Source organism: Saccharothrix longispora (assembly GCF_030852425.1).
GTDB classification, from domain to species: Bacteria; Actinomycetota; Actinomycetes; order Mycobacteriales; family Pseudonocardiaceae; genus Actinosynnema; species Actinosynnema longispora.
On sequence record NZ_NSDM01000022.1, the window covers coordinates 15,325 to 28,702 of the forward strand.

Consider the following 13,378-nt stretch of genomic DNA (forward strand, 5'->3'; position numbering starts at 1 on the left):
GCAGCTCGTCCGCGCTCCACGGTGTCCGTGAGGCGTTCCGGAGCACCGCCGAGTGGGGCAACAGGAAGTCCACGATGTGCCGGACGGCCGCCGTCGCGGTTTCCCCGTCTTCGAGTGCGATCAGTTGCCAGGCGGCGGTGTCCACGAGGTGCGACCACACCTCCCGGCCGAACCTGTCAACCGAACCACCGGCCTCCTCGACCACTCGGGGAGCCCGCAGGTAGAGAAGCTCCTGCAAGGGCAGCGACAAGCGGAAAACCTGCTCCCGCAGAGAACCGGTATCCCGCCGCAACCTGTCCAGCGCCAACGGGACGTGCTCCGCGAAGGCCGGAGCCTCGACGTCGTCCTGCACCGATCCGGCGTCCAAGTCCGGGTTGTCAGCTCCCACTCCCGCGTCGAGCGACAACCACTCCCCGTCGTCGGGCGCGAGCAGGAAGTGGAACCCACCGGTCGGACCCGGCGGGGTGGGTGCGGAGCCCGGCACGGCGGTGGGCGGTCGGTCGAACAGCGGTCGGGGTTGGAGCAACTGCTCGGTGAGGTCGTCGATCGTCCACAGGTGACGCGGCTCGACCCGCCACTCGGCCGTCGGCCGCGTGGTCTGGGCGCCATGCGACGAGAGCAGGTACCCGGCCGGGTCCCGGGATTCGTCGGGCACACCCAGGTGGGTGCTGATCCGGCGCACGACCTCGCGCGGGGTGTCGGCCGGCGTGGCCTCGACGGTGAGGGCGTGCTCGTCCCACGACCGGTCGGTGAACTCCACGGTGACGTGGAACTGCTCACCGCCCGGCAGCCGGTAACCGCGGTTGAACACCTCGTCCACCGTGGCCAGGACGTCGTCCGGTGACACCCCCGGCGTCCGGACGCGCAGCGTGACGACGAAGTCCCGGACCCGGACGCCGTCGACCTCGAACTCCCGCAAGTCGTAGGCGACGGGGGTGCGCTGCCCCTCCGGTCCGAGGCGGTGGTCGGTGGTCGAGCCGGCGCGAAGCGCCCGGAAGCGCTCGCCCCGCACCGTACCCAGCAGCGGGGCGGAACCGGCGACCTCCCGCACGCGCGTCGGCGGCACCGGCTCACGCGGCTCGAACCACTCCGCACTGTCGGCAGCGCTGTACCGCCACGACGAATTCCCCAGGATCGCCGATCGCGCCGCCCTGGCGGCCAACCGCTCCGCGGGCTCCCGCTCCGGGGGCGGCACCTGCTCCGCGGCAGGCAGGGTGGCGAGCGCGTAACTCATCGGCAACGGCCGGAGGGTCCAGTCCACCAGCAGATCGACGAACCCCTCCAGCCCTTCGTCGTCCACCACCTCGACGGCGAACGCGTAGTGCCGGTGCAGGATGTCCGCCACCTGGTACGCGGCGGGCCCTCTGAGCCGCACACGAGCCGGCGCGTAACCCAGCCGCGAACGGGTCTCCTGCGCACGGGTCATCCCTTGGGCGAATTCCACCAATCGCGTTTCGTCGTCCAACGAGATCGGCCTGAAGACGTCGTTCACAGCCTGGTAGGTGGTCTCGGCGAGGAGGTTCTCGGGGGCTTCGCCCCACGGGGCCTCCAGGAGGCGGGGGCTCACGGGTCCGACGAGTCCCAGGTCGAGCCCGATGCGGTAGGCCAACTGCTCCGGGCCGCCGGTCCGCCCGCCCATCAGGCGCTGGATGATGTTCTCGGTCGCCACGATGTAGACGTAGGACCGCAACACGTCGTCCGCGGCGGCCGGCGGCACCACCGACGACGTCCTGTTGTCACCGATCACGGACAGGACGGTGCTGAAAGCCTGTTGGAAAGCCGCCGGCACCAGGGTCTGTTCCACGGCCTCCCACAGCCGCTGTGCGGCAGCCTCGGCCCTGCGCAGGTCTTCGGGGGTCCACGGCGGTGTTCCGACACCGACGCCCCGATCGAGCACCTCGTGGCTGAAGGGTTCGGCCGCCCTGCCCACCGAGGGCAGTCCAGACGAGCCGTACCGGCGTTTCAACAGCTCGGCTTGGAAGAGCCTGAACACCGACAGGGGCGGGGGGGAGTCGAAACGGACCGCGCGGAAGCCGACGATTTCGATCGACAGCGCTCGCGTGTCGGTGGACACGTCCCGGCCCTGCTCGGTGTCGAAGTCCGCCAGCACCGCCCGCGCCGAGTCGTGCTCGGAGTCGCCGGGGTCGGGCAACGTCCTCCAGTCGCCCAGTTGAAGGACCAACCGGTGTACCTCGACCTCCAGGTCGCGGTTCACCTCCTGGGCCGCGACCCCGGTGATCAACCGGGCGGTGACGACCTTCCTCAAGCGCTCGGCCACGTCCGCCGGCAGCCCCTGTTCCGGAACGCCGGACTCGACGACGAACCACGCGCGGTGGAACGCCTCCTCCACCAACTCCGCCGCCACCGCCCGCACGACGTCCTCCGACACCGCGTGGGGGGCCGACGCGAGGAACGCCCGCGCGCGCCGTAGCGCGGTCGCCGACGTCTTCTCGCCCACCACCTCCAGGACGGCTGCGACCTCGGTCGCCGGCACCGGGGTCCCGAATTCGACCTTGAAGGAGAGCGTGTGGACGAGGAACCCCGAGTCCTCGCCGGAGGGTGGCGCGGGTTCCACGCCCTCACCGGGGTGGTTGAGGACGATCGTGCCGAGCAGCACCGGTGCGACGGCGTGGACCAGGTCGGCCGCCGTTCGAGGGGACACGTGCTCCCGGGAGTCGCCGGAGGCGACGATGCGCCGCGCCCGCTCGGACGCCTCGCTCAGCAACCTGTGCGCGACCACCTCGACCACCTGCTCCGAGAGCGCGCGCCCCAGAGGGCTGTAGGAGGTCCGGAACCCGACCGCGGCCCGCGCCCGCCGCACCACCGAGTCCCGGACGCGCCACCGCACGTCCGACACGCGGGCCACCTCCCGGGCCACCTCCACGTGGTGGCCCAGGGTGTCCGCCCGCACCTCCCACGCCGCACCGGTGTCCGGCGGCGCGTCGGCGGGCAGGGTCCCCACGACCCGCCGCAGCGACGACACCGCCGCGGCGAGGTCCCCGTACCCCATCAGCGCCGCCGCGGCCAGGTCCACCAGGTCCGGCCACACCCCCGCACCCGCCGCGTCAGGCGAGCCACCGGCGGCCTCCACCACCCACGGGGCCCTCAGGTACACGACCCGCTGCGCGAACAGCGAGTTGTCGAACACCCACTCCCGCGCGATTTCCGCCTGCCGCCGCACCTCCTCGTGCGTCCACCGCGCGGACTCGTCGGACAGCACGTCCTCCAGCGACCGCCAGGCCGGCTCCGCCGCGTAGGCCGGCGGCTCGACGTCGTCCCCAGGCTCGTTCGGGCGGACGAAGTCGTCGCCGGGTTCCAGGGGGCCGTCGTGGAGGGGTTTCGGGCGCAGGTTGCTCATCGCGTTCTCGCGGTGCTGCAACAGCCACAGGTGGCGGGGCTTGAGGTCGTGACGCCCGTGGAAGTGCATCCTCCTGGCCGTTCGGCCGCCCATCATCGAGCCCATGATGCCGCCGTTCCCGACCACCTGTCCGCGACCCGGTCGGCGCATGAAGACGGCACGGGCGTCGTCCAGCTCGTGGGGGCGCCCGGAGAACCAGTGACCCGAGAATCCGTGGAGCAGCGGTCGGGGGTGGGCCTTGTCGACGTACTCGTCGTCGAGGCCGAGGAAGTGGCCGATCTCGTGCGCCGCCGTGTACTCGTCGAAGTCACCCGGCCAGCGGTCCTGGGTGGCCCTGGTGAGATCGAGGGCGTGGGAGGTCGTTCCCCCGATGACGAGAGCCGCGTGTGCCTCGCCCGCATCGGACCTCCACCCTGGGCGGACGAACTCGACGGTGACGTGGAACTGCTCTCCACTGGGCAGTCTGTACCCGCGGTTGTAGACCGCTTCGACCCCGCGGAGGATGGTCTTCTGGTAGCGGCTGTGGATGTTGTACTCCACGACGGGCAGCTTGATGGTGTAATCCCGCACCCGGACACCGAGGACCACGAAGCTGCGCACGTCGTAGGTGATCAACTGCTCCACGCCCCAGAGGGCGATGCGGGCGTGGTGGACCTTGCTGGTGTCGAGCACCTGGTAGTGCCTGCCGCGCACCGTGCCGACGACGGGTGCGAACCTCCGCGCTTCGAGGATGTCGTCGGAGCGCACGGGGACCCGGGGATCGAACCACTCCGCGGTGTCCGCCTCGCTGTGCCGCCACGACGGGTCGTCCAGCACGGAACGCCTGGGCACCATCCCGTGACGGGGTTCGTCCTGGCTCGCGACGGTGTACGCGGGGGGCTCGGACTCCCTCGCGGTCCAGTCCACGTACACGTGAGCACCGGGGTTGCCATGGTCGCGGACGTGGTCGGCCACCCGGACTCCGGTGAACCCCCGGTCGAGGAAGAGGTCGCGAGCGGTGTGGGAATCCCTTCCCGAAACCAACACCCCGGCAGGGGGGTAGCCCAGCTCCCGTCGCCTGTCCTGCGCGCGCAGGATGCGGTCGATCGACTTCTCCAGGTGCTCCAGTCCCCGTTCGTGGGACGGGTGGTACCACGCCTCCAGTTCGAACCGGGGCCCGGACGGCCTCGAGGGCACGACCGGTGGCGGTGGCGACGGCGGACCGGTGTGACCGAGGTCGGTCATGATCCGGCGGAGCAGGAAGCCCACTTCCCGGTTCCCCGCGCCGACCGCCCGCTGCATCGTCATCTCGGCCCGGGTGATCTCGACCAGGGCCCGCACCTGGTCCTCGGGAAGCTCGACGCCTTCCACCACGGACTCGACGGTGCTCTTCGCCAGCGAGTTCACACCGACGAGGGTCCAGCCGAGGAACTTCTCCCGGAACCCGTAGTAGTCCTTCTGCCAAACCCCCTGCGCGTCCTTGTAATCCCTGATGCCGATCTCGTCCTTGACGGTTTTCACGAAGTGGGACGCGGCGGCGGCGGCGGCGCTGAGCGCCTCCGGGGTCCACGGTCGCATCTCGACGCCGAGTCCCAGGTCCATCACCGTCGAGGGTGCGGTGAACTCCCAGGGTTTCGAAATCCCCACGGCGTCCCTGGCGCGCCCGATCGAGCCACGTGGGTCCCGGCCGTATCCCGTCGACTGGTAGACCCACATGTCGTGCTTCTCACGCCGCTTCGCCTCCATGGCGAGCACATCCGCCGCGACGACCGCTTTGAAGTCCTTCAGCACGGACTCGTCGAGGTTCGCGTACAGGGCGCGCAGATCCGCGAAGGCATCGGCCGACCACGTGCTGTAACGCCTCCACTCGAGCTCCTTCCGCACCTTTCTCCACTTGAAGAAGTCGTAGCCCTTCTTCATTTCCGCGAAGTGCACGCCCAACGCGTCCAGTGCCGCCGGGGCGCTGTCCGCCAACGCCCGCGACACCCTAGACGCCACCCCGGCACCGGCACTCAGGTCGAGTGCCATGCGGTGCGCCAGGAACTCCGCTTCCCGATCGGGGGCCGCCACCACCAGCTCCGCAGCGACCACGTCGGTCAGGGGGGCCGAGAGGTCGCGCGGCAGACCTGCCTCGTCCGGTCCGGACGTCAGGACTTTCTCCGCCGTCGCGAAGGCGGCTTCGACCAGTTCGGCCGCGACCACCGCGGTCAGGTCCTCCAGTGTCGCCTTGGGTACGCCCCGGTAGCCGGTCTCGGACGCCAGGAAGTCCTTCGCCTTCCGCGTCGCGGCCTTCCGCGTCGCGATGTCCACGTTGCCCAGGACGTCCCTGGTCGTGGCGACGGCGGCCGCCAGCCCCTCCGTCGTCCACGGTGGTGTCCTGACGCGGTCGCCGAGGGGAAACGCCACCTCGTGCACGAGAGCCAGTGGCAGGCCACGACGGGGCCTGGCAAGGGTCATCCGCTCGACCAGCTCGCTCGCGACGGCGGCCACCAGGCGTTCCGCCACCTCCGGGGTGGCCTCGATGCTCCTCAGCCCGCTCACCAGGACGTGCTTCGCCCGGCGGACCGCGTTCCCGGCCACCTCCCGCGCGACCACCTCGGTGACGTCCTCGGCCACCTCCGGTGCGAGATCGGTGTAGGAACGTCGGAACCCGACGGTCGCGCGTGCTCGCCGCAGTGTGGCCGCCCGGGTCCGGGCACCGAGGCCGTTCACGCCGCGCCGGGCGTCGTCGGCCCTCGCGCGCACCTCCCGCTCGGTCCACGGCCGCACGTCGGACGGCGCCGCGCCGCCTCGCAGGTCGTTCAGGGCCGCGTGCACCAGTGACGAGATCGCGGCGAGGTCGGTGCCCGCGTTCAACTCGTCGGCGGCGATGTCGATCAGGTCGGCGCGCAGGCCTCCGGTCGCGTTCTCCGCGTCGGCCCCCACGACGAGCCCGCGGGCGCGCAGGTACAGGACTTCCTGCGTCTGCTGGGTGGTGTCGAACACCCGCTCTCGCGCGTCGGCGCCGCGCTCCCGTACGGTCTCCGGCGTCCACCTCGGTGCGCTCGCGCGCGTGCCGGCGACGGACGTGTCCTGCTGTCGTGTCGCCCGGTCGCCGACCTGGCCGGTCGGTGGGTGGGCGGCGATGTCGACGGAGGAGGTGGAGGGAGAGACCGCGGACTCGTCGAACACCCAGCTCGGATCGTGCTCCGCCAGCAGTCGAAGGGCCGCCTCGGAGGTCGGTGCGGGGCTCTCCGACGCCCTTCTGGTCCTCTCGACCGCCACCAGGTGACGCGGCCTGAGCGACGCGGCTCCGAGGCGTGGGTCCGGCGACATGATGCCGCCGTCCTCCACGACCAGCCCTCGGCCCGGGAAGCTGTTGAAGACGGGCTTGCGCTCACCGGTGTGGAGGTACTCGTCCCTCAAATCCAGGAAGTGGCCGAACTCGTGGGCGGCCATCTCGGGCGTGATCGTGACGGGCCACGTGTGCTGGGTGGCCTCCGCACCCGCAGGGGTGATCCGGATGTGGCCGTGCGAACCTTCGAGCCGGTCGGTGAACTCGACCCGGACGTGGAACTGCGCCCCGTCCGGGAGCCGGTACCCGTGGTTGAACACGCCCTCGACGCCCTCGCGGGCGCGCTGCCGCAACTCCGCCAGCTCGGCGGCCGTGGCGTTGGACGCGGTGCCGTCCCCCGGGTCGCGCGGGTCCAGGAACAACCGCACCGTGAACTCGCGCACCGCCACCCCGTCGACGGTGAACTCACGGGTGTCGTACGCGATGGTCCGGAGGACGAGCCCCAGACCGACCCGCTCCGGGGTGATCTCGCTGGTCACGACCACACCGTGGTCACGACCTCGCACCGTGGCGGTGACCGCCTCCGGCCGCGCCGCCTCGATGCGCTCCGGGGAGACGGGGTCCGCCGGTGCGAACCAGTCCGCACTGGCGTCGGTCCGGTGCCTCCAGTCCAGGTCGTCCAGGATCGAACGCTCCGGCTGCGCGGTGAGGCCGACCTCCTCGTCCTCCCCTGCGGAGGCGATCCCCTCGACACCCGGTGCCGGGGGGATGTCCTGGAGGACCGCCGGGGTGGTACGCCTGAGGTCCCAGTCCACGAACACGTCCGTGCCGTCGGTGCGACCACCGTCGCGGACCTCGGCGGTCACGAGCGGGACGTCCCGCAGCACTTCCGCGACCTGCTCGGCCCGCGCGCCGGACACCGCCACCACCGGTGGCAGGTAGCCCAGCGCGTCCCGGGTGAGCGCCGCCTCCGCGACGTCCTTCGCCAGCAGCAGCAGGTCGTCCCGCTGGTCGGCGGTGATCCCGGTGGTACCGGGCGCGATGTCGTAGGCCCGCTCGGGGGCGCGGTTCGGCACACCCCCGTCAAACCAGGACAGCGGGGAGGGTGACGTGGCGATGCCGAGGTCCCAGGCGATCCGGTGGGCGAGGGCCACCGCGCCCCGGTAGTAGCCCTTGACCCCGGCGTGGCGCACCAGGTCGATCGCGATTGCGGCGGTGAGGTCCGCCAGGGCGTCCGGCGCGGAGGTCGGGTCGACCGCGGTGGTGAACGCGACGATGCCGCGCGCCCGCCGCAGGGCGGTGGTCCGCACCCGGTCGGGGGCGTTCGCCAGCACGTCCAGCGACGCCTCGACCTCCGCGCGCAGCGTCGCGGGGGTCCGGGCTGGCGCCACCGCGCGCTCCCAGGGGCGGGGGTCGGGCAGCCCGGCTGAGGAGGTGCCACGGGCACCGCCGTGCTCACCGGTGCCCGTGGCACCGGAGTCGTGGGCGGTGCTGTCGTACGGGTCCGCGGTCGTCTGCCCGCCGTCGCTCCGGTACCCCTCTTCCTCGACCACTGGGGCCGAGCGCGAGGTCTCCGCGACCACTTCGCGCAGGACCTGGTAGGCCGTCGTGACCCCCGGCTCGACGTCGTGCTCACGCCGCGGCCGGTCCCGGTCGAACGCAGCCCGGTCCTTGTCGAGCAACTTGTAGGAACCGTATTCAGCGAGAGCGTCGAATACCTGCAGGTGGAGGGACTTCCCCAGCAGCACGCCCTTGTCGCCCAGCGGCCCGTCGGCCGCCAAGGAGAACGCGGTGAACCGGTCGCGCCACCGCGCGCGGTCCGCGGCGCCGTCGGTCGACCAGATCATCTCGGTGACGCTGTCCAGGAACGACGCGGGGTGGGCGGCGGCGTCGACCGTCTTGCCGAGGTCGGCGGAGTCGACGCCCTGGTGCAGCGCGAGCGCGTGCACGGCGACGTTCGGCTTGTGCACCGCCAGGTACTGCTGGAGGTAGTGCTGCGCGGACAGCAGGGACAAGCCGCGCGGGGCGTAGTCGATCAGCACGACGTCGCGGTCGTCCGGCAAGCCACCGAGGAACTCGTCGAAGTGCTCGTCCAGCATGGCGCGCTGCACGTCGTCCAGCGGGGCGACGTCGACGCCGTGCGCCCGGTAGGCGTCGTTGAGGATCGAGTTCGGGTTCGCGGGTGGCGGTCGGAAGTCCGACAGCGGGATCGAGACCGCGTCGAGTTCCTTGTTCTGCAACGCCGCCAGCAGCGCGGCCGGACTGCGGCCGAGGCCCACGTAGGTGAAGTCCGACGGCGGGTACGTCGAGGTCACCCAGTCGGCGAGCTCACCGACCGCGTCCACGACGTCCTGCTGGTCCCGAGCGTGCTCCTGCCACATCAACCCGCGCAGATCGCGGTGGAACGCCGCCGCCTCGTCGATGTCGAACACCCGGGAGGCGCGGTTCCCACCGCCCGCATCGGCGTCGTAGAGCAGCGGGAAGAGCATCTCGGCCAGGCTGCCCTCCTCTTCCAGTTCCACCCCGTTGTCCGCCAACCACTTGCGGGCCATCAACGGGGTCAGGCCGACCGTGGTGTCCGCGTCGACCCGGACGCGGATGAACGGTGACGGCTCGTTGTCGACGTAGACGGACCCCGCGGGGGTGTGCACCAACCGCCCGTCGCGCTCGTCCTTCGCCGGGTCGGCCTTGTAGGACTCCAACCGCTGCTCGACCGTCAGCGAGGTGGGGGCGGGAAGACCAGCGGACAACCGCTCCGTCTCGACGGTCTCGGCGGAAGGGATGCCCTCGACCGAACCCGGCGCCTCCGGTGCGGGCACGTCACGGGGCGGCTCGACGACCTGAGCGGCCTGCCGGTCCGGCGCGTCCTGATCGGCGGAGGAGGTGTTCGGACCGCCGAGGTGATCGGGCACCCCCGTTCCGACGGGCCGCGCCACGTCCGGTGTCCCCTGCGCCCCACCCTTGCGGGGGTCTTCCGGGGGCAGCGCCTGCTGCTGGGCACCCTGCACGACGACGGCAGGCGACGGATACGGGGCCGTCACCTCCCGCACGTCCCCGCGTGCCGGGTCTTCGGTCACCGTGGCGTCCACGCTCGTCCCGACCCGCGCGACCACGTCCTCGAACAGCCCACCGGTCGAACGCCCCTGCGCATCCGAGGACGAACTGTCCTCCGCGGCGGACAGGTCCGTCGTCCGAGGCGCGGACGTCGCCGGGTCGTTCCCGGTGCCCGGGACGAGGCGGTCCGCATCCACCGGTGCCGCGTGCGGGGCGACCACGTCCCGAAGCAGGTTCCCCTGCTCGCGTTCCACGGGAGCCTGGATCGGCGGCTGGGCCACCGGGGACTGGGTGACCGGGGACTGGGTGACTTCCTGTCGTCCCGCGCCCGACGGTGTCGCCACCGTGCCGTCGGCCGGCCCCTGTTCGAGCGGGAAGGGCCACGTCACATCCAGGGTCGGCAGACCGGCTGCGTCGGCCGAACCCGAGTACAACGGCAGCCGCTCGTCCAGCCCCAGGGGGCGAGGCTGGTCACCCGCCGGAGTCCCGGTTCCGGGACGGTCCTCCGCGGTGGGCGGCGACGGGAGCACCTGCGCGACGTCCGGGAGATCCTGCTCGGCGGTCGAGCCCACCGCGCCCACCAGGGGTTCGCGTGGTTCGGCCACCGGGGTCAACGGGTCGGACGAGGGCAGCGCGTCCGCGGGGTTCCGGTCGCCGTGCGATGGCGGTTGCGCGCTCGTCGCGAGTGGGGTGGCTCCGGGGTCCGGTGGGCCGTCCGGGTTGGACGACTCACCTGCGGGCGGGACGGGTACCCGCGGCTGCCCGTGCGGTGGAGTGGTGGCTCCTGCCGCACCCGAACCGGCCGCGGCGACCACGCCGCCCGCGATCCCCCCGGCGGCGACCACACCACCCACGCTCCCGGCACCCGCACCGAGGCCGATGGAGCGGTCGAGGCCGGCCTTGTCACCGAGCCCGGGAGCGACCGGGGCCAACACGTCCTCGTCAGCGGGAGGCGTGGCTTTCGGCTGCTCGACGAGCGGTTGCGCGGGTCCCGGCTCTTCGGGGACGGACTCTCCGGACACGGGCTCGTCGGGGGCGGGTCGTCCCGGCTCCGGCTCGGGGTCGACCTGCTCGGGCACCTGCTGCCCGGACTCCTCGCCGGGCTCGGCAGGGGCGTCGGTGCCCGTCGCCGGCGGGACGTCGCCGATCTCCTCCAACTCCGACAGGTCGGCGTCGTCGAACTCCCCCATGCCGGCCAGGTCGACGCCGTCGTACAGCCGATCCGCCGCGCCCTGGACCGTGCCCGTGAACGCACCCCCCAGCATGCCGTACGGCACGTCCCCCATGCCCTGTCCCAGAGCCGCGGCCATGCCGGCGCCGACCACGCCTTCCGCGACGCCCTCCACGACGCCGTCGAACACCGGTGTGTCCGACCATTCCGGCATGATCTTGCGCCCCAGCAGGTGCGCACCGCCGATCAACCCGCCCGCCAGCGCACCGCCGATGCCGGACAGCAGCGTGTTGAGCCCGTCCCAGTTCACGCGGTTGCCCTCCGCGAACTGCGCGATCTGCGCGATCGCGTCCTGCAGCATCTCCTCGGCGCCCTCCTGCACCGCCTCCGCCAGCAGCCGCGCCGACCAGTGCAGCCGCTCCAGGACCCGTCCCACCGCCAACCGGCCGTACGCCACGATCTGCGGCACCAGCGGCGACGTGAACGGACTCGCCAGAGCCCACACCAGGGCCTGGGAGAAGAAGGCCAACTCGATCACGATCGAGTACTCGGCGTGCTCCACCTGCAACGCCAACTGGTGCAGGCTTCGAGCCTGGCTCTCGGCCGCCCCCGCCAGCTTCGGGACAGCGCCTCCCAGGTCCTTCACGTGATCGCGGAAAGCACGCCCCGTCGCACCGCCCACGCCCGCCTCGACGAACTTCGCCAAGTTGTCGATCGCCGCGTCCAGGCCGGCCAGCTGGGAAGACGCCCTCGTCCACTCCGCGGCGTACGTGTAGGCCGCCGCCGAGTCGATCTCCGGGATCTTCTGCCCCGCCAGCAGGATGGTGAAGACGTTTCCGCCGTTCGACGGGTCGAGGTGAACCGGCATCGCAGAAGTCCCGTCAGGCGCTGGTGGTGGGGTCGGTGGTCGGGTCGTCCGGTGGCTCGGCCCGGATCAGCTGTCCGCGCACCGGAGAGGATGCTGCGGTGAGCGCCGGGTCGCGCGGATCACGTCCGGTCCGGGGGCAAGCCGCGGACCGGACGTCCTCTCGACCGGACTCGTGACCGGTCGGGAACCGCTCTAGGAATGGCTGTCACCGGTTCGTGACGCGGGCATCCCCTCCGTCGCCGCGAACACGTCCGACTGCGTGGCCGGTTCCCAGAGCCCGTGCTCCGGAGGCGTCGCGGGAATCCCCTCCACCGCCGGGTAGAACACCGGCTCCACAGGTGGTTCTTCCATGGACGGCGCGAACGGCGCCAGGACGCCGGCCCGCAGCTCGCCCTGCACCGCCTCGTCCAGGGTGTGCTCGCCGTAGCCCTGGAAGAAGCCCTTGGGCTGTCCGTCCGCGTCGGTGAGGACGAGTCGCTCACCGACGCCGGGCACGTCCGCACCCAGCGGCGCCAGCACGCCGATCTTCTCGCCGCGTGCGTTGACCAGCTCTTGGGGCACCGTCGGGATGCCGATGTCGCTCCGGTCGCGCTGGTCGGCACCCCCTCGACCGTGGACCACGCCCTTCCGCTGCGGCCCGGTCGTCGGTAGCGGCGGGGCCGGTTCGCCGGTGGTCCCCGGCACCACGGCCCCCTGCCGCACGTCGGGGACCGTGGTGCCGGTACTGGCGGGGGACACCAGGGCGTCCCTGGCGATCTGGATGTTGTTGTCCTCGGTCTTCTCGTGCCCCTGGGCCAGGAGGACGATGCCCTCCCCGATGGCGTCCAAGGCCTTGCCGATGTTCCACAACCCGTCCAGGAACAGGCCCGCCGTCCGCAGGTACGGCGGCAGGAACTTCTCGGCCGTCTCGTCCCCCATCGCCTCTTCCATGGTGCGCTTGATCGGCGGCTTGTCGCGCAAGAAGCCGAAGGATTCGGCCACGGCGTGGAACACGCCCGCCTGGGCGTTGTAGCGCTCCGCTGCGGCCCGCAGCGCGTCCGTGTCGACGGTGAGCGGTTCGCCGGTACCGCGCGGCACCGGCGTCGTGTCGGGGAGGGACACGGGGGGTGTCGTGACGTCGGGAAGGTCCCCGCCGGTGGTGGTGCCCGATCTGTCGGCGGCCATCGTCTTCTCCTCAGCCCTCGGTCCGGAGCACGGCGCGCAGCGGTTCCGGCAAGCCCGACTCGGGTGGCGTGAACGCCTCGACGTCGAGTTCACCGGAGAACATCGCCTTGGCGTCCAGGCCGGGCGGCATCTGCGGCGCCATCAGGGCCGCGGCTTCGTCGGCGGCCTTGCGCTGCGCGTCGGCGATGGTGTCGACCAGGACACCGGCCAGCTCGGCGGGAGGCATCTTCTTGTAGGCGGCGGTGGGGAACTTGACGTCCGTGACGTGACCGCCGTGCCCGACGGTCACCGACACCACCTTGCGCGGCGCGGTCGCGGTGACGCGGATCTCCCGCAACCGCCGCTGGATCTCCACCATGGCGCGCTGCTGCTCCTGGAACTGGGTCAGCAACTGGTCCAACTGCTCGGTGTGCGAACTGGGCATGACGACCTCCTCGATCAACGGTGCGGTGCGGGCGGGCGCGTGGACAACGCCCGCGGGGGCGGGCGACCTGTTGGCGAAACCGGGTC

3 protein-coding genes (1 of these 3 cut by a window edge) are annotated in these 13,378 nt (G+C 71.9%); all 3 read right to left on the bottom strand.

All coding sequences use genetic code 11. The features are described from left to right. Positions 1-11,704: the 5' portion of a WXG100-like domain-containing protein gene (locus CKY47_RS33760; protein WP_306750420.1), read on the bottom strand. Its footprint begins 15,290 nt before the window's first position; only the first 11,704 of its 26,994 coding nucleotides appear in the window; the start codon lies at positions 11,702-11,704; its stop codon lies beyond the left edge, outside the window. Positions 11,705-11,896: 192 nt separating this feature from the next. Then, positions 11,897-12,868, bottom strand: coding sequence for a hypothetical protein (locus CKY47_RS33765; RefSeq protein WP_306750422.1), 972 nt, complete (start codon positions 12,866-12,868; stop codon positions 11,897-11,899). Between the two features lie 10 nt (positions 12,869-12,878). Beyond that, positions 12,879-13,292, bottom strand: a complete 414-nt coding sequence (locus CKY47_RS33770) for a YbaB/EbfC family nucleoid-associated protein (protein ID WP_306750423.1) — start codon at positions 13,290-13,292, stop codon at positions 12,879-12,881. Positions 13,293-13,378: the final 86 nt, after the last annotated feature.

What these genes read in the sequence shown, in the direction of transcription:
- CKY47_RS33770 (WP_306750423.1), bottom strand. Translation starts at nt 13,292, where the DNA reads ATGCCCAGTTCGCACACCGAGCAGTTGGACCAGTTGCTGACCCAGTTC.
- CKY47_RS33765 (WP_306750422.1), bottom strand. Translation starts at nt 12,868, where the DNA reads ATGGCCGCCGACAGATCGGGCACCACCACCGGCGGGGACCTTCCCGAC.